This window comes from Streptomyces sp. PsTaAH-124 (assembly GCF_000373685.1).
GTDB lineage: Bacteria > Actinomycetota > Actinomycetes > Streptomycetales > Streptomycetaceae > Streptomyces > Streptomyces andamanensis.
In genome coordinates, this window is record NZ_KB892180.1 from 263,144 (window position 1) to 285,614 (window position 22,471).

The 22,471-nt window shown below is 74.0% G+C and carries 12 protein-coding genes; 2 read left to right on the top strand and 10 right to left on the bottom strand.

Annotated elements, in window-relative coordinates; all coding sequences use genetic code 11:
- Positions 1 to 12: 12 nt before the first annotated feature.
- From B086_RS0124385 to B086_RS40650, 4 genes are all read right to left on the bottom strand, one after another.
- Complete coding sequence (locus B086_RS0124385) at positions 13 to 894, bottom strand: carbohydrate ABC transporter permease (protein WP_018569054.1); 882 nt, start codon at positions 892 to 894, stop codon at positions 13 to 15.
- 11 nt (positions 895 to 905) lie between these two features.
- Positions 906 to 1,853 (bottom strand): carbohydrate ABC transporter permease, encoded by a 948-nt coding sequence (locus B086_RS0124390; RefSeq protein WP_018569055.1) that lies wholly within the window; start codon positions 1,851 to 1,853, stop codon positions 906 to 908.
- 13 nt (positions 1,854 to 1,866) lie between these two features.
- Positions 1,867 to 3,210: an extracellular solute-binding protein gene (locus B086_RS0124395; RefSeq protein ID WP_234029354.1), complete on the bottom strand. Its 1,344-nt coding sequence runs from the start codon at positions 3,208 to 3,210 to the stop codon at positions 1,867 to 1,869.
- 195 nt (positions 3,211 to 3,405) lie between these two features.
- Positions 3,406 to 4,572, bottom strand: coding sequence for a LacI family DNA-binding transcriptional regulator (locus B086_RS40650; RefSeq protein WP_018569057.1), 1,167 nt, complete (start codon positions 4,570 to 4,572; stop codon positions 3,406 to 3,408).
- 181 nt (positions 4,573 to 4,753) lie between these two features.
- On the opposite strand from B086_RS40650, the gene B086_RS0124405 reads away from it, so the two are divergent.
- Positions 4,754 to 6,583 (top strand): glycoside hydrolase family 2 protein, encoded by a 1,830-nt coding sequence (locus B086_RS0124405; RefSeq protein WP_018569058.1) that lies wholly within the window; start codon positions 4,754 to 4,756, stop codon positions 6,581 to 6,583.
- Positions 6,584 to 6,923: 340 nt separating this feature from the next.
- Here the strand turns inward: B086_RS0124405 and B086_RS0124410 are convergent, their stop codons facing one another.
- The gene (locus B086_RS0124410; RefSeq protein ID WP_037873833.1) at positions 6,924 to 10,037 is read right to left on the bottom strand and encodes an AfsR/SARP family transcriptional regulator; all 3,114 of its coding nucleotides are present in this window, start codon (positions 10,035 to 10,037) and stop codon (positions 6,924 to 6,926) included.
- Between the two features lie 184 nt (positions 10,038 to 10,221).
- On the opposite strand from B086_RS0124410, the gene B086_RS0124415 reads away from it, so the two are divergent.
- Positions 10,222 to 12,807: a tetratricopeptide repeat protein gene (locus B086_RS0124415; protein ID WP_234029355.1), complete on the top strand. Its 2,586-nt coding sequence runs from the start codon at positions 10,222 to 10,224 to the stop codon at positions 12,805 to 12,807.
- Between the two features lie 40 nt (positions 12,808 to 12,847).
- On the opposite strand, the gene B086_RS44675 is transcribed toward B086_RS0124415, so the two are convergent.
- From B086_RS44675 to B086_RS45625, 5 genes are all read right to left on the bottom strand, one after another.
- The gene (locus tag B086_RS44675) at positions 12,848 to 13,414 is read right to left on the bottom strand and encodes a hypothetical protein (protein ID WP_158690413.1); all 567 of its coding nucleotides are present in this window, start codon (positions 13,412 to 13,414) and stop codon (positions 12,848 to 12,850) included.
- Between the two features lie 545 nt (positions 13,415 to 13,959).
- A complete protein-coding gene (locus B086_RS0124425; RefSeq protein WP_018569061.1) occupies positions 13,960 to 15,204 on the bottom strand; it encodes a hypothetical protein in 1,245 nt (414 codons plus the stop codon).
- Between the two features lie 190 nt (positions 15,205 to 15,394).
- On the bottom strand, positions 15,395 to 15,796 hold the full coding sequence (locus tag B086_RS0124430; protein ID WP_018569062.1) for a hypothetical protein: 402 nt from the start codon (positions 15,794 to 15,796) through the stop codon (positions 15,395 to 15,397).
- A 575-nt stretch (positions 15,797 to 16,371) separates the two neighbouring features.
- Positions 16,372 to 17,064, bottom strand: coding sequence for an RES domain-containing protein (locus B086_RS0124435; RefSeq protein ID WP_026252731.1), 693 nt, complete (start codon positions 17,062 to 17,064; stop codon positions 16,372 to 16,374).
- A 393-nt stretch (positions 17,065 to 17,457) separates the two neighbouring features.
- On the bottom strand, positions 17,458 to 22,455 hold the full coding sequence (locus B086_RS45625; protein WP_234029356.1) for an AAA family ATPase: 4,998 nt from the start codon (positions 22,453 to 22,455) through the stop codon (positions 17,458 to 17,460).
- Positions 22,456 to 22,471: the final 16 nt, after the last annotated feature.

Consider the following 22,471-nt stretch of genomic DNA (forward strand, 5'->3'; position numbering starts at 1 on the left):
CGCGCGGTGCCGTCACTTGATGCCGGTGGTCGCGATGCCCTGGACGATCTGGCGCTGGAAGACCAGGAAGACGGCGATCAGCGGCAGGAAGCCGAGCACGGAGGAGGCCATGACCTCGGCGTACTGGATGTTGCTGTTGTTGACCAGGGAGGCCAGGCCCACCGGGATGGTCTGCGACTTGGTCTGGTTGAGCACCAGCAGCGGCCACAGGAAGGAGTTCCACGAGGTGATGAAGGTGAGGATGGCGACCGTGGACAGGGCCGGCCGGCACAGCGGCATGCAGACCGTCGCGTAGACCCGCCACCAGCTCGCGCCGTCGATGCGGGCGGCCTCGATCAGCGCCACGGGGATGCCGCGGAAGAACGACTGGAAGACGAAGACGGACAGCGGGGCCGCGACCGAGGGCAGGATCAGCGCCCAGAACGTGCCGAGCAGGTGGAAGGACCGGTACTCGATGAACTGGGGCAGCACCAGCGCCTCGCTCGGCAGCATCAGGCCCGCCGCGACCAGCGCGACGACCGCGCCGCGGCCGCGGTAGCGCAGGAAGGCCAGCGCGAAACCCGCCATCGAGCCGAAGGCCAGCGTGAACACCACGGCGAGGACCGAGATGACCAGGCTGTTCAGATACCAGGAGCCGATCGGGTAGTTGTCCCAGGCGTAGGAGTACGCGTGCAGGGACCAGCCGCCGGCGAACGGCGACGTCGGCTTCTCGGTGATCGACCCGTCCGGGCGCAGCGAGGTGGCGAGCGCCCACAGGAAGGGCACCAGCCAGATCAGCGCGAACAGGGTCAGGCACACGGCGCACAGCCGGTTGAAGAGCTTCGCGCCGTTGACCGAGGGCGCGTTCCGCGCCGCGGTGGGCCGGGGCGGGGTGACGGGGGTCATGGTGGTCATGGGTGCTCCGCTCAGGCCGCGGCGCCGGCCGCACGGCGGCGGCGCAGCCCGTACCAGGCCGCCGAGATCGCGACGATGATGACGAAATAGACCATGGTGGCGGCGGCGCCGTAGCCGCCCCGGTAGGAGGTGAAGCCGGTGTCGTAGATGTACTCGATGACCGGCCGCGTCGACTGGTTGGGACCGCCGGCCAGCAGCAGGTAGATCTGGTCGAACACCTTGAGCGAGGCGAGGATCTGGAGGATCAGGACCAGGCTGGTGGTGCGGCCCAGCAGCGGCACGGTGATGTGCCGGATCTGCTGCCAGGGGCTCGCCCCGTCGATCGCCGCCGCCTCGTACACGTCCGGCGGGACGTCCTGGATCGCGGCGGTGTACAGGACGAAGTTGAAGCCGAAGGTCCACCACAGGGTCATCAGGGTCACGGCGGTCCAGCCGCCCGAGGTGCTGCCGATGAAGTCGGGCACCGGCAGTCCCACGGCCCCGAACACCTTCGGGATCAGTCCGATCTCCGGGGTGTACATCCACAGGAAGATCAGCGCGACCACGGACGAGGGCACGACGTACGGCGCGAAGAACGCCAGCCGGTAGAAGAGCCGGCCGCGCCGCACGCGCGAGGCGAGGACGGCGGCGACCAGGGCGAGCACGACCAGCGGGGGCGTGGTCAGCAGGGTGAAGAGCACCGAGTGCCACAGGGCGTCCCAGAACAGCGGGTCGGTGACCACCTCGCGGTAGTTCGACAGGCCGACCCAGTCGCCCAGGCCGCTCTTGACGGTGGTGGCGTTGAAGAAGCTCAGCACCACGCCCACCAGCAGCGGGCCGACCAGGAACAGCAGGTAGATCACGAAGAAGGGCGCGGTGAGCAGCAGCCCGGCCCGGCGTTCGGGCCGGGGCGGCCGGTCGGCCCGCTGGTCGGCCGCGGACGCCGGGGCCGCCGGTCGCGTCGAGACGACGGTCGTCATGGGTGACTGCCTCCTACTTCATCGTGACCGGCGGTCGGGCCGTGGTGAACCGCTTCAGATCCGAGCGCAGGGCCGGGACCGCCGCCCTGGGCGTGAGCCGCCCCGCGATGGCCTCGATGACCGTGCCGCCCACCACGCTCTGGAAGTCCGAGCCCGCGCCGGTGTACCAGGCGGCGGGGTCGTACTGGGCGTCGAAGGCGGCCCGCACGTAGTTGCGCTGCGGCGACTGGTCGAGGAACGCCTTGCTGCGCTGGGTCGGCAGCCACGCGGGGATGTGGCCGCCCTCGGCCCAGACGGCGCTGTGGTCCAGGAGGCTCTTGACGAACCGGGCCGCGTCGCGGGTGCGGGCCGCCGGGCGCCGGTCGTTGCGCGGCACGACCAGCGCGTGCGAGTCGGCGTACGCCACCGGCTTGGGCCCGAGCAGCGCCGGGAACGGCACGACGTTGAAGCGCAGGCTCTTGACCAGGCGGTACGAGGGGATCTGCCACTCGCCGTCGAAGAGGAAGCCGGCCTTGCCCGTGCTGAACAGCGCGTTGGCGCCGGAGCCGTTGAGGTTCTTCGGCATCAGGCCGCCGGCGGTCAGACTCTGGAGGAAGGCGACCGTCTCCTGCACCGCCTCGGCGTCCAGGGCGATCCGGGTGCCGGAGTCGGTGACGACCGGACCGGCGAGCCCGGAGTAGATCATGCTGAAGCAGCGCCACGCCGTCGACGGGTCGGCGGTGATCGACATCGCCGCGCCGTACTGGGCGCCGGCGGTCTCCTTCATCGCCTTCACCGCGGCCAGGAAGTCGTCCTTGCCCTTGAGCGGGACGAGGCCGTCACCGGCGGCGTCGAGCAGACCGGCCTTACGGGCCAGGTCGACGTTGTAGTAGAGCACGAAGGGGTGGGTGTCCAGGGGCACCGCGTACACCGTGCCGTCCACGGTGGCCTTCTGCCAGGCCGCCGGGGTGAAACGGTCCGCGGTGACGCCCAGTTCGGGCAGCCCGGTCCGCTCGACCGGCTCCAGCAGCCCGGCGGCGGCCAGCAGCGGCAGCCGGGACAGATGGGCGATGCCGACGTCCGGGGGCGTGCCGCTCGCCGTGGCCAGCGCCAGCTTCGTGTAGTACGGGTTGCCCCAGCCCAGGACGGTCGCCTCGACCGAGGTGCCCGGACTGGCCTTCCGGAAGGCGTCCTCCATCAGCACCATGTTGGCGCCGTCGCCGCCGCTGAAGAGGTTCCAGAAGATGACGTCCGCGGTGTCCGGCTGCGAGCCGGTCAGACCGGACGCGAGCGGGGAGGAGCACGCCGCGAGCCCTCCGGTCAGGGCAAGGCCGCCGCCGAGGGCCAGAAACCGCCGGCGTGCCATCGCTCCGCTCATAGGGGTATTCACCTCGTTAACGCGATGTGAACTCGATGGCGCGACCTTGGCACACGATTTGCAACGATGCAATAGATCGGCGGAAAGTCACCTTGCGTGGGGGCGGCGGGGGTGGTTCGCGGGGCCGGGCGGGCGCGGCGCGTGCCCACCCGGTCCCGCGCCGCCGGTCTCGGTCCCGCGCGGTTCGCGCGGGTCTCAGTCCCGCGCGGGGCCGGAGGCCGGGCCGGGGCGGCGGAGGGAGGACTCGCGGACGACCAGGCGGAAGGGCGTCGCCTCCTGGGCCGCCGTCGCCACCGGCTCCTCGGCCACCGGGTCCGCAGCCACCGGTCCTGCCGTCGCCGGTTCCGCCGTCGCCGCGTCCGGGGCGGATCCGGGGTCCGCCCCGGATCCTGCCCCCGCCTCCGCCGCCGCAGACCGGCCGCCCGTGCGGCGCCCGCCCTGCTCCTCCAGCAGCGTGAGCGCGCGTTCGGCGAGAACGTCCAGGTCAGGGGCGATGGAGGTGAGCGGCGGGTGGGTGTACGCCGACTCCTGGATGTCGTCGATGCCGACCACCGCGACGTCCTCGGGCACCCGCACCCCGGAGGCGTCCAGGGCCCGCAGCGCCCCCACGGCCAGCGCGTCGTTGAAGGCGAACACCGCGTCGGGCAGCGGGCCGTCGCCCTCCAGCAGCTCCCGCACGGCGGCGTAGCCCTGGTCCCTGGTCCAGTCCTCGACCGGTGCCACCAGCCAGTTCACCCGGCGCACCCGGGCCGCCTCCATGGCCTGCCGGTAGCCCTCGGTGCGCTGGCGGCCGTTCTCGCTGCCGTTGCGGCCGAGCGCCACGATGCGGCGGCAGCCCTGCTCCAGCAGGTGTTCCACGGCGGTGCGGGCGGCGGCCACATTGTCGATGCCGACCCTCGGGAACTGGTCGCCGACACTGTGCTCACCCAGCATGACCAGCGGGAAGTCGGGCCGCGCCGCCGCGACATCGGCGGCCGGCAGGGTCAGGGCGCTCAGCAGCACGCCGTCGGCGACGTTGGTCAGACCGCCGTCGAGGATCCGCCGCTCCACCTCGCGGTCGCCCGCCGTCGACTCGACCAGCACGGTGATCCCGCGCCGGCCGGCGGCCCGGATGACGGCCTGGGCCAGCTCGGCGAAGTAGGGCTCGGCGAGGAAGGGAACCGCGAGGGCGATGAACCCGGTGCGGCCCGAGCGCAGGCCGCGGGCCATGTAGTCCATGCGGTAGCCCAGCTCGTCCAGCGAGCGCTGCACGCGCGCCCGGGTGTCCGGGCTGACGTGCGGATAGCCGCTGACCACGTTCGAGACCGTCCGCACCGACACTCCGGCGTGCTCGGCCACGTCCCGCATCCGCACCCTGGCCATGGAGGGGCTCCTTCCGTCGAGTCGGCCCCCCGAGTCTGCCGCACCGGCGGCAGCGCCGTGCCGCCGCACTCCGCCCACCCTTGCATCGATGCAAACGATCACTCATGATGACAGGGCTCCGATTATAGAAACGTTGAAATCAGCCGACACCGGCATGCCGGAAAAGGCAGAGGGAGGACTCGTGAGGGCGAGCGAGCAGGACGGGACGTATCCGAGGCCGATCCTGCGGCGGGAGCGGTGGCACAGCCTCGACGGCGTCTGGGAGTTCGGCTACGACGACGCCGGCGCGGGCGAGCGCGACGCGTGGTTCGCCGAGGGCGGGACCGGCGCGTTCGACCGGGAGATCACCGTCCCGTACCCGCCCGAGGCACCCGCCTCCGGGATCGGCGAGACCGCGCCGCACCGGGTGGTCTGGTACCGCCGCCGCATCCCCCACGACGTCCTCGCGGCCGGTTCCGGCGAACGCGCGCTGGTGCACTTCGGCGCCGTCGACCACCGTGCGAAGGTCTGGCTCGACGGTCGGCTGGTCGCTGAACACGTCGGCGGGCAGAGCCCGTTCACCGCCGATGTGACCGACGCGCTGCGGCCCGGCGCCGACGAGCACGTCCTCGTCGTGCGCGCCGAGGACGATCCTGCCGACCTCGCGCAGCCGCGCGGCAAGCAGGACTGGCAGGACCGGCCGCACGCCGTCTGGTACGAACGGACGACCGGCATCTGGCAGACCGTGTGGACGGAGACGGTGGCCGCCCAGCGCGTCACCGACCTGGCCTGGCTGCCCGATCCCGCGCGCGGCGTCCTCGCCGAGGTCACCCTCGCCGCCACGCCCGCCGCCCCGCTGTCGGTCGAGATCGAACTGAGCCTGGACGGCGAGGTACTGGCCCGCAGCACCACCGAGACCGGCACCCCGCGCAGCCGCGTCGACGTCGTGATCCCCGCGCTGCGCAACGGAATCGACCGCGAGGACCTGCTGTGGAGCCCGGAGCGGCCCACGCTGATCGACGCGCGGGTGACCGTGCGCGACACCGGCACCGCCGCCGTCCTCGACACCGTCCACAGCTACGTCGGCCTGCGCAGCGCCGGGGTCGGCCGGGGCGCGTTCCTGCTCAACGACCGTCCGTACTACGTGCGTTCCGTCCTCAACCAGGGGTACCGGACCGACACCCTGATCGCGAACTCCGGCACCGAGGAGCTGCGCCGCGAGGTCGAGCTGATCAAGGCGATGGGCTTCAACGCGGTCCGCGTCCACCAGAAGGCGGAGGACCCGCGCTTCCTGTACTGGGCCGACCGGCTCGGCCTGCTGGTGTGGGGCGAGACCGGCGCCGCCTACGAGTTCGGCACCGAGGCGGTGGAACTGCTCACCCGCGAGTGGCTCGATCTCGTACGGCGCGACCGCAGCCACCCGTCCGTGGTGACCTGGGTGCCGCTCAACGAGAGCTGGGGCGCCTCCGACATCCCGCACGAGAGCGCGCAGCGGCACTACTCGCTCGCGCTGGCCCACCTCACCCGGGCCCTCGACCCGACCCGGCCCGTGCTGTCCAACGAGGGCTGGGAGCACACCGACAGCGACATCCTCGGTGTGCACGACTACTCCGCCGACCCCGCCGAACTCACCCGGCGCTACGGCGACGCCGCCGCCGTCGACGCGGTCCTGGCCGGACCCGGCCCGCAGGGACGGGTGCTCGCGGTCACCGAGCGCCAGCTCGCCCGGTACGCCGCGGGGGACGCCCCCCTCATGATCACCGAGTTCGGCGGGCTCTCGCTGCGGGCCGACGAGAGCTCCTTCTCCTACACCCGGACCAGCTCCGACACCCAGTACGCCGCCCTGCTCGGCGAGCTGTTCGCGGCGCTGCGTTCCAGTCAGGTCGTGGCGGGTTTCTGCTACACCCAGTTCATGGACACCGCCCAGGAGACCAACGGCCTCCTCTTCCCCGACGGCTCCCCGAAGCTGCCGCTGGAGACGATCCGGCAGATTGTGACGGGGATCAAGCAGGGGGCCGTGCAGGGGGCTTGAGCGGCGGCGGCCGGTACGGGACCCTGGGGGAGGGTGCCCGTACCGGCCGCCTCGGCCCGTCAGGCGCCGGGGAAGGTACCGCTCGGCGAGTTCGCTATCGCGAAAGCTATGCAGGTGAAGATCACGCCGAACGCCGCAAAGAGAGTCTTTCTCATGTCTACCTTGCCTGTGGCATATGCCACGACTGATCCGGCACAGAAATACCGGACGTATTGACACTTGGACAGGATTTACGACGTCGTAAGGACCGCATCGTAGCCTGATCTTGGAGGAACTCGCACACCCTCAAAGCGCCCTTGACGAGGGATGTCGTCGGCACCCCGGGACCGTGCCGCAGGTGCTAACGCGCCCGCTCCCCCAGCCCGTTCGCGTCAGCACCGGGCACGTACGGCCGGGCCCCGATCCGGATCAGCGCCCGCTCCGCGCGGGCCTCCTCGGCCGGGGCGCCGATGCTCCGGCTGACCGCCAGGCTCTCCTCCAGGTGGGCCGTGGCCTGGGCGATGCGCCCGGTGTCCTGCTCGGCCCACGCCATGTCGTACAACGCGTCGATCTCCTCGCCCACGGCACGGATGCGCCGGGCCACCGCGAGGGCGGCGACATGCAGCGGAAGAGCCTGCTCGGCGCGGCCGGCCATGCGGTGCGCCCGGCCCTGCCCGTTCAGGGCGATGGCCTCCGCCCTGAGGTCGTCCACCTGGCGGAGCACGGGCAGCACGTCCGCGTACAGCTCCAGCGCCTCGTCCGTCCTGCCGAGCACCACCAGGACGTTCGCCCGGTTCATCCGGACCGTGGCCTGCTCCCTGCGGTCGGTCCCGCTCGCGGCCAGGCCCATGGCTTCCCGGTAGGCACTCTCGGCCGACTCCGGGTCCCCCATCCTCGTCAGAAGTTCACCCATATTGTTCAGCGCACTGTATTTCCCTCTGTCATTTCCGATCTCCGTGAAAAAGTCCAGGGCCGACCGGAAATGGGTGAGTGCTTCCTCGTTCTCGGACAGATGGAGGTGGGTGATGCCGAGCAGATTGTGACTGCGAGCGATCTGAAGCTTATTGCTTGTTTGCGAAAGGAAAGTCAGCGCTTGCTTCTGGAGTGACTGGGCCAGTGCGTACTGCCCTGTCTGCCAGAGCGGTATCGACATCTGGTGCACGCACTCGCTCTCCAGTTCCGGATCCTTGAGCGAGCGGGCGAGTTCGCGGGCCTCGCGGGCCGCCGCTATCGCCTCCTCGAAGCGGGAGCGGTGGGTGCGGACCGTGCCGAGGTCCAGCAGGGCGCGGGCCAGCGCGGCGCTGTCGCCTGCGGCGGACCAGTGGTCGACGGCCCGCCGGTGCAGCGGCTCGGCCGTGGCGAGATGGCCCTGCATGTCCAGGAATCCTGCCAACACATGGGCTGCGCAAGCGAGTTGACGCGGCGTCCCGTGTTCCGCGATCCAGTCGAGCGAGTCCAGGAGATTCGCGCTCTCGGATTTCAGCCACTGCTCGGCCGCACGGGTCCGGGAGAATTCCGGAATCGTGGGGCGCACGGCCCCGTCGCTCACACCGTCGAATGCCGTGCGGGAGCGGAAGGAATAGGCCAGCCGGTCGGCCGCGTCCGCCGCGCGGAGATAGAAATCGACCAGTCGTCCGGTGATCGAATCTGGCTGCTCTTCCGGTCCGTTCACATCGGTCCCGATCAACGAACGCGCATACCCGCGCAGAAGATCATGCATAGTGAAACGATGCGGCACAGGCTCGGAGACCAGATTCTGGGCCAGTAGTTCTTCGAGCACCCGTTCGGCGGCACTGGGGGCCAGGCCGGTCAGCGCGGCCACCGCGTACGGTCCGAACTCCGCGCCCAGGTGCAGTCCGATCCGGCGGAAGACCAGCCGCTGCCGCACGGTCAGGGCGTCGTAGGACAGGTCGAAGACGTGGGTGAGACTGCGCTCGCCGTCGCGCAGCTCGTCCAGGTGCCCGTCGCCCGCGGCGAGCTGGGCCAGCAGGTCGGCGGTCGTCCAGGAGGGGTGGGCGAGCAGGCGGCTCGCGGCGATCTCGACGGCCAGCGGGAGATGTCCGCAGATGCGGACGATCTCGGTGACCTCCTGGTCCGTGGTGCCGCCGCGCGGCCCGAGGCGTTGCAGGAACAACGCCTTCGCGTCCTGCGGCGGCAGCACGCCCAGCGACACCGGCCGCACACCGGGCAGTCCGGGCAGCCGTTTGCGGCTCGTCACCACGACCGCGGTCGGCGAGGCGCCCGGCAGCAGCCGGCGCACCTGGTCCGGGTCGGCCGCGTCGTCGAGGATCACCAGCATCCGGCGGTCCCGCGCCATGGAACGCCACAGCGCCGTCAACTCGTCGGTGCTCTCCGGGAGTTCCGTACCGGGCACCCCGAGCAGCCGCAGGATCTCGGTGAGCGCCCGCCGGGGCGCGACGGCCGCCCGGTCGCAGGCGTGCCCGCCCAGGTGCACGAAGACGGCGCCGTCCGGATAGCGGTGGCGGACATGGTGGGCCAGATGGACAGCCAGGGCCGTCTTGCCGACGCCGCCCATGCCGGAGATCGACTCCACGGTGACCACGGGCGCCGCGTCCCCGGCGCCCTCGGACAGCGCCTCGGTCAGACGGTGCAGTTCCTCCTGGCGGCCGACCCAGGGGACGTCGCGCGGCAGGTTGTCCGGGATCCGCACCGGCGGCCGGGGCGCCGTCCCGCCGGTGACGCCGACCTCGCGCAACAGCGCGACCATCGGGGTCCCGGCCAGGATCCCCTCCTGGACGCGGTGCAGCCGGCGGCCCGCGTCCAGACCGCTGTCGCGGATGACCCGCTGCCGGGTCCGCTGGAGCAGCCTGGCCGCCTCGGCGGTACGGCTGCTGCCGTGCAGCGCGACGGCCAGCAGCTCCACCAGCGCCTCGTCGACGGGGCGTTCCGCCACCAGGGGCAGCAGCACCGGCACGGCGTCCGTGAACCGCCCGGCGCCGACCAGGATCTCGGCCCGGGTGATCGCGGCGACCAGACGTGTCTCGGCGACCGTGGTGCGCAGATGGGCGGGCCAGGAGCCGCTGATCCCGGCCAGCGGTTCGCCGCGCCAGAGCCCGTCGGCCCGGTCCAGCAGCCCGAGCGCCGCACGTTCGTCGTCGGTGCCCTTGAGCGCGCGGGCCTGGTCGACGCAGCTGGTGTAGTGCCGCAGGTCGACGCGGTCCGGGTCGACGCGCATCACGTAGGAGTTCGTCCGGCTGACGATCATCGAGGCGCCCTCGTCGGCGCCGCGCAGGGCGGCACGGATCCGGGAGATGTGGGCGTGCAGCGTCTCGCGGGCCTTGACCGGCGGGTTCTCGTCCCATATACGGTGAATAAGGGTGTCTACCCCTACTGTCCGCCCCGCGTCCCAGGCCAGCGCCGCGAGCGCTATCCGCGGCTTGATGGATCCGAGATCACTGCGTCGACCACCGACCAGCACTTCGACCGCTCCGGAAAGACGAATCTCGAACTCCACCAGCGACCTCCCCGACCAGGGTGGCGGCCTTGCGCTTCCAGGGCGTCCGAGGGTGTCATGGGCCTGCCATGCATGGCTATATGCCCACCGAACGAGACCGAAATTGAGCGATTAACGGTCCATCCTTTTCTCTTCTTGTTCCCTTCTTGGCCGCGGTGAAGACGATCTTCCGAAAGGGGCCTGCATGCGTTTTCCACGACCGGACGGAGTGGAGGAGCTGTCGGCGGCCATGGCCGCCTGCGCCGAGGACCGGGATTCCGCCGCCTGGCAGGAACTGCTCCATGTCCTGCGGACGGCGGGCCGCGGGGCCCCGGCGGCGGCCGGACTCCGCCCGCCGCCGGAGACCGGTCCGGTGACCGGACCGGTCACCGGACCGGTGACCGGACCGGAGACCAGCCCGGTGACGGGCCTCGCGGCGGATCCTGCGGCGAACCCCACTGCGGCCCCCTCGGACCGCGCCGCACGGACCGCGGCCTGGCACCGGCTCGCCCGCGAACTGTCCGCGCTGGCCCTGCGCGACACCGCCACGGGCGACGCCCTCACCCACTGGTTACGGCGCCACGGACCCCCGCCCCCGCCCCCACAGCAGCCGACCGCACCCACCGCCCCGACCAGCAACGTCATCAGCGGCGACGCCGTACTCGAAGGCCCCGTCGTGCAGGCCCGCAGCGTCAGCGGCGGCATCCACTTCCACCAGCCCGCACCCGCGCCCCCGCCCCGGCCGCCCGTACCGCGCCAGCTCCCGTACCTCACCGCCAGCTTCGTCGGCCGGGAGGACGACCGCCGCGCGCTGGACGCCCTGCGCGCCGCCCGCCCGGCCGACGCCCCGCAGGTCCTGGTCGTCAGCGGCCTGCCCGGGGTCGGGAAGACGACTCTCGCCGTGCGCTGGCTGCACGAGCACGCCGACGGCTTCCCCGACGGCCAGCTCTACGCCGACCTCGGCGGCCACACCGCCGAGGAGACCGGCCCCCGGGAGGGCGGCGGACCCGCCTCCCCCGGCACGGTCCTGGAAGGCTTCCTGGTCGCGCTCGGCGTGTCCGCGGTGCCCGCCGGCACCGCCCAGCGGGCCGCGCTGTGGCGCTCCCTGACCGCCGGGCTGCGGCTCGCCGTACTGCTGGACAACGCCTTCACGGCCGCCCAGGTGCGCCCGCTGCTGCCCGGCGGCCTGACCGGACTCACCGTCGTGACCAGCAGGAACAGTCTCACGGGGCTGCGGGTCGACGGGGCGTCGCTGCACCGGCTCGAAGGGCTGCCGACGCGTTCGGCGGTCGAACTGCTCGCGGTCGGCGGCGGGGACCGCGTGGCCCGGGAGAGCGCCGCCGCGCACGAGGTGGTCCGGCTCTGCGGCCGGCTGCCGCTGACGGTCGGCTTGGCCTCCGCCCAGCTCGCCCTGCGGCCCCACCGCCCGGTGGCCGCCCTGGCCGAAAGCCTCGCCCGGGGACAGGGCGCCCTCGGCTCGCTCCGCATCGACGGCGAGGCCGTGATGCGGACCGCGCTGGACCTGTCGTACGCCCTGCTGCCCGCCGACGCGGCCGTGCTCTACCGCCGGATGGGCCTGCTGCCCACCGACCGGCACGACCTCCCGATGCTGGCGGCCGTGGCGAACGGCACGGGCGACGGGAGCGAAGGGAGCGACGGCGAGGACACGGCCGTCGACACCGCCGTGGACGCCCTGGTGGAGGCCAACCTCCTGGAGGAGACCGGCCCGGAGACCCACCGCTTCCACGATCTCGTCCTGCCGCACGCCCGCCGCCTCGGCGAGCGGCACGAGGACCCCGCCCACCGCGCCGCCGTGCTGCGCCGGTACGTCGACTGGTGCCTGGTCACCGCGGGCGCCGCCGAACTCGTCCTGACCCCCAGTCACCGGCTGCCCGGCCACGACGTCCACGCACCGGACATCGCCCCCGCCCCCCTGGCGGGCCCCGAGGAGGCGCTCACCTGGCTCGACACGCACCGCAACGGCCTGATGGGCGCCGTACGGCACTGCGCGGACGCGGGCTGGGACACCCGCTGCTGGCGCCTGGTCGACCTGATGTGGCCCCTTTTCCTCCGATTCCGCCCGTCCGCGATGTGGCTGGAGGCGCATCGCCTCGGGCTCGACGCGGCCCGCCGCTGCGGTGCGCGGGAGGGCGAGGGCCGGATGCTCACCTCCGGTGCGATCGGCCTGCGGGACGCCGGGGAGTACGAGGAGGCGGCCCAGTGGTACACATGGGCGCTGGCGAAGGCCGTCGAGGACGGCGACGTGCGCCAGCAGGCCCAGGCGGTCAGCGGGCTCGGGCACATCCGGTTGCAGACGGGCCGCCCGGCCGAGGCCCGCGACCACTTCCGCGAGGCGCTGCGGCTGCGGGAGGCCGTCGGCTACCGGCGCGGGGCCGCCCTGTCCCGGCGGCGGCTCGGTCAGACCGCCCTGGCCCTCGGCGAACTCACCGAGGCGGCCGAGCAGTTGCGCCGGGCGCACGACGAACTGGCCGCGCTGGACGAGACGTACGAGGCGACACGGGTACGGGCCCTGCTCGGGCACGTCCTGTGCCGGGACGGGCGGGACGCGGAGGGCGTCCCGCTGCTGCGGGACGCCCTCGCCGCCTTCCGGTCCGGTGACGCCCGCTCCGAGCACTGGGAGGGCCGCTGCCTGGAATGGCTCGGCCGGTCCGCCGAGGCGCACGGCGACACGGCCGGGGCGGCCCGGCTGTACGGCGGTGCCCTGGAGCTCGCGCGGCGGCTGGACCCGGCGGACGCGGAGCGCCTGGAGGACCGGCTGCGGCACCTGTGAGGGGTGCCGCAGCCGGTCGCTCCCCCGCGCCGTCCTCCCGTCACCCGCCGCCGGTGGAGTACCGCCCGGACCACGGGTGGTCCAGCGGGACGACGGCGCGCAGGGCCTCCCGCGCCCCGCCCGCCGCCAGCCACGCGTGCAGCACGGAGGCGGCCAGGGCCGAGGCGGCGTACGCCCCCGGCTCATGGCGTCCCGTGCCGTACGGCACGGGCCCTGTGCGCCGGGTCCCAGGGCCGTCCGCCGGGCCGCCCCGCACGCCGGACACGCCGCGTACGCCGAGCACGTACCCGGTGCCGACGCCGGGCACCGCGGCGACCAGGCAGCCGGGGTGACGGGCGAGCAGGTCGTCCACCCGGGCACGGGCCGCCGGAGCGGGCAGCGGCACCCGGCTCAGCAGCACATCGGCGTGCTCCGCGAGCTCCGGCCGCCCCGGTGCGTCCGGATCCGCGCGCAGGTGCACATCGCACGGGAGGCCGTCGGGCGGAGTGCCGTTGATCGGGAGACCTCCGTACGGCGGATGGCCGCAGGCCGGGCGCACCGGCCCGAGCGGTCCGCCCGGGGCGCGGGCCGGTGGGTCGGCACGGACGAAGGCCCGCCCGTGGGACACGTCCGACCGCCACAGGACGGCCGCCCATCCCGCCGGACCGGGGCTCCCGGGCGGACTCGGTGCGTCCGGCCGGGCCGCGGCGCCCGACCCGCCTGGGCCGTCCGGCCCCGGCCGGTCCGGAGTGGCCGAGCGACCGGGCGCGACCGGCCGCCCCGCACCGTCCGGCCGGCCCGGCGCGGCCAGCCGTCGCAGGACGGCGAGCCGCCTCCAGCCGTGCAGCCGTTCCCAGGCGTGCAGCCGTTCCCAGCCGTGCGGTGGCTCCCACGCGTGCGGTGGCTCCCAGGCGTCCCGGGGTCGTCCCCAGTCCTCCGGTTCTCCCCGGTCCCGGGCAGGCGCGGTGTCCCCGGCCGGCCGGGGCCGGGGAGGGTGGCCGTCCCCGGGCGGCGTGCCCGGGGTGACGGCGGGGGCCGGGGCGCCGAAGCAGACGGTGACCCAGGCCGCGCCGGGGCCAGGACGCGGCGGCGGAGGCGGGGCCGGGGGTCCGGTCACCGGTGCGGTCGGCCGGGCCTCCCGCCGGCCGTGGCGGGGCGTCCCGGTCCGCTGCCTCATCGTCCGGCCCCCGGGCCCGCGGAGACCTCCCACCGCCGCAGTGGGGGCGGCGGTTCGGGTGGCGCGACGAGCAGGGGATGGGCCGGTTCGCCCAGGTCGAGCAGGCGGTAGACCAGGGCGCGCATCCGCCGGTGGAACTGCCCCGGTACCGAGGTCAGCGAGGCGGCCACCTGGTCGTACTGGCCCGGACCGCGCTCGTGCGCCGCGTACTCCAGTTGCTCGGCCAGCGGCCGGGCGGAGGACAGCACGGGTGCGGCGGCGGCCAGCAGCGCCGCCGGGGAGGACGCCGACACCTCCCGGCGCGGGCCGTGCGTCAGCAGCACGGTCGCGTCGGTGAGCGTGCCGTAGGCCGTCAGGGAACCGTGGTCCCCGATGATCCAGTCGGCGGCGATCAGCAGGGGCTGCCAGTCGGCCTCGGGCGGTACGACCGCGATGCCCCGGTCGCGGCACCCGGCCAGCCAGCGGTGCACCTGCCAGGTGCCGTGCCCGGCGAACACGTTCGGATGGATCAGCAGGGCGATCCGGTGGCGGTCGTCCGGCGGGCGGCTCACCAGGTGCGGCAGCAGCGCGTCCAGGTGCCCGAACGTGGAGCCCTGCCCCCAGGTCGAGGCGACGACCACCAGGCGCTGGCCGTCCTCGACCCCCAGTGCGCGGCGGTAGTGCCCGCGCAGCGGCAGTCCGGCCGTGATCCGGTCGACGCAGGGGTCGCCCACCACATGGGCCACGGGCAGCGCCTCGGGGCAGGAGCGGGCCAGCTCCGCCACGTCGCGGTGGTGTGCGTAGACGATCGCCCTCGGCACCACCCGGCCCTCGTGCAGCAGGTGCCGACGGCTGAGCATCCCGGGCGGCCGGTGCTCGCCCGGGGCCAGGGACGTGGTGTCGGTGAGCGGTTTGATGTGCCCGGCGCCGTGCGAGATCCGCACGACCGGGGTGCGCAGTTCGTGCACTCCGCGCGAACCGGCGGCCAGCGCCAGGTCGAACTCGGTGCGGCGGGCTTCCTTCCAGGGCACGGTGGTGATGCCCTGCGCCTCCAGATACCGGGTGACCCCGGTACCGAAGGCGTGCGGTGCGGTGGTGAAGGCGACCTGCACACGCAGGTCGGCCTCCAGTAGTTCGAACACTTCCCTCAGGCGCTGTGCGAACGTCACCGTGTGGACGACCACCAGCACCCGCTTGCAGTCCCGTACGGTGAGCCAGTGCCCTCGCTCGATCAGTGCCGGTCTCGTGAATCCGACGGCCACGCGATCCCCCATCGCTCGTCTCGGCCTACAGCGGTCGACGAGGGGTTTCCCGGTGCGCCGGGCACTTTCCTTGCAGTCTCCTTGCAGCGGCCCTACGCGCGACGCCCGCGCTCCGGGGGCGTTCGGCCGGAGCACGGGCGGGCGAAGTACAGGCGGGTGGGGCGGGGTGAGCGGCGCCGGGACGGCGTCGTCAGAGATCGCCCTTGATGTAGGAGCGGGCCGCCGCCATGGCGTCCTTGTGCCGGTCCTCGGCGATGGCCTGGATCGGGGAGTCGTCCTCCAGCTGCGGATTCATCCCGATCATCCAGGCGCGGGCGGTGTGGCAGTTCTCCTCGAAGGTGATCATCTGGAAGATCTGATAGGCGGCTCGCAGCCGCAGCTCGGAATCGATGCGCGGGCTGTTCTGCTCGCTGCACCACTTGCCCACCTGCTTGGGGTCCTCGATACCGGCGATGAAGGCGGTCAGCCGCTGGCCGAAGTTCTCCTGGAGGAAACGCGCGATGACCGCCGCGGAGGCCTGGACCATCTCCGCGTGGGCGGTGGTCTCGCTGTCCCGGTCGGTCCTGCTCTCCCGGTCGATCAGGGTCTTCATGCTCTCCTCGATTCCTCGGCGCACCGTCCGGTGACCGGGACGGCGCGGCGGAGGGTGGTGTGTGGCGCTGCCTCAGGACGCGTGCACATCGGCCTGGATGCGGCCGGGCGCGGGGAGGCATGCGTGCGGGAGGAGGTGACGGCGGTCGCGGACAGGGACGCGAGCACGCGGACCGACCGTTCGACGGTCGGCCGTGGCGCGTCAGCGGGTAACGGACGCCTGGTCAACATCGCTCCCCCCATGGGTGTCTTGGGACAAGTCTACCCCTCGTCCCGGCGGATACTCCACCACTTTCCCCCCGGGAATCCCCCGGAAATCCCACCCGGAACCTTCCCGAACAGAGTACACGAAACGGACTCAGGGCCGCCCGGAAAGGCGTGACCAGGGGATTTCCGCCGTCAACCAGGGGGGATGGACGGGGGTTTCGGTCGGCCCGGACGGGGGCAGTGTCATCCCGTCAGGGGGCGGCCGGGTGGCGGAGGTGACGGGGCCGATGATCCGACGGTGACGGGTCGACCGGCCGGCAGGCCGGGCGGGGGTGCGGTGGGGCCGGCGGCAGGGCGCCCGCGCGGTGGTCAGAACAGGCGCAGGCCGTACTCCGTGGCGACTTCCTGGAGGGCCTGGTCCTCCAGGCGGATGGGGCGCCGTTCGGCGTGGGCGAGGTCGACGTCCTGGAGGACGGCCCAGCACTGCCGGCCGCCGTAGCCGGAGCGGTAGGCGATGCCCTGGGCCAGGCGGTGCCCGGTCCGGTTGCGCTGGGCCACGGTCCAGGCGGCGATCTGCCGGGCGATCCTGCGGTCGCGGCCGTGGATGTGCTCGTCGGTGAGGCCGTTCTCCACGCCCCACGCGCTCAGTTCGCTGTGCAGTTCCTTCATCAGGACCTCGCGGGTGGCGGAGGCGTCCACGTCGAGGAAGCGGGCGTCCCCGGGCGGCAGCAGCCGGACGAGCACATGGTCCTCGCGCCAGCCCGAGGCCAGGTGGCCGAGGCGCATCGTGCTGGGTTCGAGGTCCCAGTCGCCGCCGATGAGGGTGCGCATCTTCGGGTGGACCCGGAAGTGCGCCAGCGCCTCCGCGTAGCAGCCGGCCAGCTCGCTCGCGCAGTAGAGCATGCCGTAGGTGGCCAGGCTGAACCGGCCGGCACTGGAGCCCTGGCTCGTCTCCGGCTCCAGCCTGTTGTACGCCAGCGGCTGCCCGCGCTTGCCCAGGCGCCACATCCCCCGCTCGGGGGCGGAGACGAGCGCCACGGGAGGTTCGTCGGCCGACCCCATCACACGTGTGCCTTTCCGGCGGCGGCGCGCGCCGCCGGGGTTGTCGTTCATACACCCTCGCTGCTGGGCCGCTGTTGGCCGGCGGACGACACGGCCGGAGTCCGGGAGACCCGGCCGGCGGAGTGCGTACTCCTGGTGTTCCACCGGTGTTCCGCCGGGTGGGGTGGTACCGGGTGGTGCATGTGCCGACGGGACATTCGAGCGATCATTGTCCCGCAACTGCGGTGAAGGGGAGCGGTTTTCGGCCTGCGCGCGGGGGCGCGCGGGAGAGGCGCTGAGGCATCCGGAGGGCGCACGCCCGGCTCAGGGCGCCCGGCCGACCGGGGTGCGGGACGGGACTGGAGGGAGGCGGGACCGGGCGGTCAGGGGACCCCGGGTGTCGGCTTCGTCGTCTCAGTAAGGGCCCAGGTCCAGTTCGAAGACGCTGAGGCCCGCCTTTCCGGCCACGAGCAGTACGGGGTGGCCCGGCAGGGTGCCCTCGCCGTCCGTCGGGCGGGCCCGGAGGACGCCCAGCGGGCTGCCGGTGACGACGCGCCTGACCCGGGTACCGGCGGTGACGTCCCAGATGTGGACGGTGCCGCCGGGGCCGGTGGCCGCCAGGTGGGGGCGGCCGGCCGGGGTGCGGAAGCAGGCGAGGGCCGTGACCGGGCCGTCGGCGGCGTCCAGTGCCGCGCCGACGGGGCACAGCGCCTCCGCGTCCCACAGGCGTACGGTCCCGTCCTCGCCGCCCGAGGCCAGCAGCGGTCGCTCACCGGGCCCGGTGGGCACCGCGGCCACGGCGTGGACGCCCTGCTGCCCGCAGTGGACGGGCGGTCCGGCCGGACCGGTGGCGGGATCCCAGCTCCGCAGGGTGCCGTCCGCACCGGCCGAGACGACACGCGGACCGTGTGCGGTGGTGAGCACGGCCAGGTCGCGGACGCTCAGGCGGTGGTCGTCCCAGCAGGCGAGGCGGGTCTGCCGCCCGAGGTCCCACAGATGGACGGAGCCGTCCGCGCCACCGGTGGCCAGCAGGGTCCGTCCGGTGCCGTCCGGGAAGGCCGCCATCGTCTGCACGGGCAGGCTGTGGCTCACCAGCGTGCCGCGGCGCACCGGCGCACCGGCGAGGTCCGAGCCCGCGCCCGCGCCCACCGACCACAGCTGCACGCTGGCGTCGCTGTGCGCGGTGACCAGCAGCGGCCCGTCCGCGGTCGCGGTCCACGCGAAGGCCGTCACCGCCGAGTCGCCGACGGGCAGCCGCACCTGTCCTCCGGTGTCCGCGTTCCACAGCGTGGCCTCCTCCTCGTCGGCCACCGCGACGAGCAGCGGCCCGCCGGTCGCGTCCCGGCCCGGCAGCGCGGCGGCCACGACCGAGCGGCGCACGGCCGGGGCCGGCCGGCTGCCGTGGCCCGTGAGCAGCCAGCGGCGCAGGGTGCGGTCGCCGCCCGCGGAGACGACGGACGGGACGGTGCCCGGCACCGCGGTCAGGGCGAGCGGGGTGGCCGTGTGACCTTCGAGGGGGCCGCCGAGCGGACGGCGCGTGCCGGTGTCCCACACCCGCAGCACATGGTCGGTCCCGGCGCAGACCACGGCGGGCTCGCCGTCCACCGGTACGGCGGCCAGGGCCGTGGCCGACCGCGCGGGCGGCGGTCCGGCCGTCACCTCACCACCGCCCTCCGCCACGTCCCAGAAGCCGAGGTGCCCGGAGTCGTCGCAGGTCGCGAACCGGTTCGGCGTGGGCAACCCGACCACGGCCCGCACCTCGTCCGGGTGCTCGCCCAGCGGGACGAGCCCCTTTCCCGGCCGCCACACGCCGACCCGCCCGCCCTGGGCGACGGCCAGCGCCATGCCCTCTCCGGGATCGAGTCCGACCCCGGCCAGGATCGCCGGTACGGGGTCGAGCGCCGGGAGAGCGGCGGTTTCTTCGAGGTCGGAGGGAGCGGAGGGAGCATCGGGGCCGGAGGGGTCCGAGGTGGCGACCGTGTGGAAGGTGACCGGGTCCAGGGCCGTGAGGCGGCCGTCGCTGTGGGCGACGAGGACGCGGGACGGCCCGTCCGCCGGGGTGAGGAGCGTGAGACCGCTGACCCAGGTGTGCGGGCGGCGCAGCGCCTCGCCCAGCAGCCGGCCGCGGGTGCTGTCCCAGACCCGTACGGTCCCGTCCGTACCGCCGGAGACCAGCAGGTCGTCAGGGAGCGGCAGCAGGTGCTGGAGGGCGCCGCCCTGTGTGCGGGCGGGCGCGCCGACCGGGGCGCCGTACGTCTCCCAGCGGCGCAGCGTCCCGTGGCTGTCGCCGGTGACCAGCAGGGGCCTGCCGTCGGACGTGACGGTGTGGGCGAGGGACTCGACGACGGTGTCGGTGACGGCCAGGACGTTGTCCGCCGCCGTCCAGTCGGTCCACAGCGGGGTGAGGCACGAACCCGTCAAGTGCCTTTCTCCCGCGGGCAGTTCGGACAGCGGGACGCGGCGGTGGGCCGCCGCGTGGTGCGCGAGGTGCAGGCCGGCCTGCCGGGACTGAGGAGCGGCGTCGCCGAGGAACGGCTCGATGGCGGCCCATGCCTCCAGCCACTCCTGGCGCTGTCCGGTGCCGGTCTGCCGCAGCAGGGTGCGGACCTTGCCGCTCGTCTCCCAGGGCAGCAGGGCGCGCGGTACGTGCGCGTCGTCGAGGACGTCGCCGCGTGCGGCGTGCGCGGCGAGATGGCGGCTCAGGTAGGGGTGCGGCGGGACGGTCGCGTCCTCGGTGACCAACTCGGCCAGCGCTTCGGCGATGAGCCGGTGGGCCTCGGCCCGGGTGATCCATGTTCCGGGGGTTCCGGGGGTCGCAGGGGTTCCGGGGGTTCCCGGGGTGGGGCGGCCCGGTGCGGTACGACCGGACCGCCTGCGGGCCGTCTGGTCCGGGAGGGCGGCCCGGCCCGGTCCCGCCGCGGCCCGGGGGCCCGTACGCTCCCGGAGGCCGGGCAGGACGCCCGGACCGGACGGACTCTTGACGCTCCGCACGTCCCGGGCGTCCGCCGCCTCCTTCACGTCCGCCGCGTCCGCCGGGGCCGGTGAGTGGCCCCGGCCCGGCAGGAGGTTCTGGCGCGGGTCGCGGAGGATCTCGGCCAGGCGTTCATGGGCCGGGCGGTACACGATCCGGTCGTCCTCGTGGTCGTGGGCCAGATACCCGGAGAGGCCGCCGCGCAGCAGGATGCCGATCATGCGGTCCGGGTCCTCGACGGGCCGCCCCAGCAGCGCCCCGGCCACCGCCGGCCACACGGTGGACCAGGGGATGCCCGCGCCGAGCGCGAAGGCACCCGCCCGCAGCAGCGCCAGGGCCACGTCCGGCGGCAGGCCCTCCGCCCGCGCCAGGACGAGATCCCGGCGGAGCAGTCCGGTGGTGCCGGTGTGCAGCAGTTCCCGCCACCGGCGGCTCGCGACCAGGACGGCCGGGTCGGGGGCGGCCCGCAGTTGCTCGCCCGCGAGCCGGGCGTCCAGGAACGAGGGCCACACCTCGGCGGCGACCGTCTCGGCGGCCTCGCGCACGGCCGCCGCCCGTCCGGCGGGCCCGGCGCCGGAGCCCGCGCTCTCCTCCGTGTCCGGGCCCGTCCCCGTGCCCGTGCCCGACCCCGGCCCCGTTCCTGTTGCCGTCCCCGTATCCGCACCGGCACCGGCACCGGCACCGGCACCGACCAGTGCCTCCACGTAGTCGGCGATGTCGGCGCGGCTGCCCGGTCCGTCCGTGCGCAGGACCGTCGCCGAGGGGAACACCTCGCGCAGCGCGCCGAGCAGTCCGGTCTCCGGCCGCCCGGCGGCCCGCGCGCTCTCCCCCGCCGCGTCCGGCTCCTCCCGTTCCTCGGGTGCCTCCTGCCCCTCAAGTTCCTCTGGTTCTTCAGGTTCCTCCGGTCCCTCCGGTTCCTCCGGTCCGGTCGCCGGTCGGCTGCTGCGTACGCCGATGACCAGCCGGAGGCGGCGGCGGCCGGTGCCCGGGTCGGCGCGGCGCGGGCCGGGGAGGGCGGCGCCGGGCGGGGGCACGCAGTGCGCGCCGAGCGGGGCGAGGACGCCGTGCACGATCCGGAAGGGATCGGCGGCCTCGTCGAGTCCGTCCAGCACCACGGTCACCGGGTCCCCCGGCTCGCCGAGGTACGCGTCGAGCAGGGCCGTCCACCGCTCCACCGGGTCGTCGGCGGGGCCGGGCGCGGGCGGGTCGATGCCCAGGCCCCGCAGCAGTTCCCCGAGGACCTCGGCGGCGGTGCGGCGGCGGGCGAGCACCGCCACGGAGACGGCCTCCTCGGCCGGTACGGTCTCCGGCGGCGCGGATCCGACGGCGTCCTGGTAGCGCGGGTTGGCGCGGAACAGCGGGTCGCTGAGGGTCACCGCCCGGCCCAGCACCGCCGACTTGCCGCTCCCGGCGGTGCCGGTCAGCAGCAGCACGCCGCCCGGCCGGCCGAGGAAGGCGGTCAGCGCGGCATTCAGGCGCCGCCGCCCGCTGAAGTACCAGCCGGGATCGTCCGCGTGCGGCCGCCCGCTGGCCCGCGCGAGCCATACGTCGATGTCGGCGGCGGGCGTGGCCACCGGGCGGCGGGCGGGCGCGACCACCTCGCGGGGCGGCCGGTACCCGGGGTTGGGCAGACAGGGCGAGGGGACGGTCGAGCCGGAGCCGTCGATGACCCGGTGCAGCCGGTGCTTGCGCCGCTCGGGGTCGGAGCCCAGCTCGTTCTCGAACTCGGTCATCAACTGGGTGACGCTCAGCCGCTCGTGGGTGATCTGGGCGCTGGTGCGCAGCCGGTCGAGGACACGGCGCAGCACCGAGGGGAAGCGCCGTACCTGCACCAGCTGGTCCTGGTCGCAGGTGGCGACGACGTCGAGTTGGGCACCCCGGCGGCGGCGCCCGGCGATCTCCCCGAACAGCGGCAGGAGTTCACCGGCGACGCCCTGGGCGAAGCAGGTGTTGACGATGACGAGGACGTTCTCGGCGTGGGAGTCGAGGGCGGCGGCGACGAGGTCGCTGGTGCGCACGGCCGTGGCGAGCTGCCGCGTCGGGTCCGTCCCGGGCAGTTGCAGGAAGTGCGTGCGGGAGGCGCCCATCCTGCCGTGGCCGGTGATGAAGAGGACCAGGGCCTTGCCGCGGTTCTCGCGCACCCCGGCCTCGTACAGGAAGCGCTCCACGTCGTGGCGTTCGCGCAGTTCGGGCTGGGGGACCTTGTGGAAGGGCTCGGCGGAGCCGGGCGAGCACCACCACTCGTCGAGGACGGCGAGCTGTTCGTCGATGCCCTCGGTGAACTCGGTGTCCCCGTCGTCGTAGTCGCGGACCGCGACCGTCACCAGGACGCGCTCGGGGCTCTGTCCGCGGTCCTCCGGGCCGCTTCCCCGCCCCTGTCCCGGCAGCGCGTCCGGCGATGTGTCACCGCTTCCCGCAAGTGCTCCCGCCCCCCGCTGCATGCTCCCTATCCTTCCC

Coding starts and splice junctions, on each gene's coding strand:
- B086_RS0124385 (WP_018569054.1), bottom strand. CDS start 894: ATGACCACCATGACCCCCGTCACCCCGCCCCGGCCCACCGCGGCGCGG.
- B086_RS0124390 (WP_018569055.1), bottom strand. CDS start 1,853: ATGACGACCGTCGTCTCGACGCGACCGGCGGCCCCGGCGTCCGCGGCC.
- B086_RS0124395 (WP_234029354.1), bottom strand. CDS start 3,210: ATGAGCGGAGCGATGGCACGCCGGCGGTTTCTGGCCCTCGGCGGCGGC.
- B086_RS40650 (WP_018569057.1), bottom strand. CDS start 4,572: ATGGCCAGGGTGCGGATGCGGGACGTGGCCGAGCACGCCGGAGTGTCG.
- B086_RS0124415 (WP_234029355.1), top strand. CDS start 10,222: ATGCGTTTTCCACGACCGGACGGAGTGGAGGAGCTGTCGGCGGCCATG.
- B086_RS0124430 (WP_018569062.1), bottom strand. CDS start 15,796: ATGAAGACCCTGATCGACCGGGAGAGCAGGACCGACCGGGACAGCGAG.
- B086_RS0124435 (WP_026252731.1), bottom strand. CDS start 17,064: ATGGGGTCGGCCGACGAACCTCCCGTGGCGCTCGTCTCCGCCCCCGAG.
- B086_RS45625 (WP_234029356.1), bottom strand. CDS start 22,455: ATGCAGCGGGGGGCGGGAGCACTTGCGGGAAGCGGTGACACATCGCCG.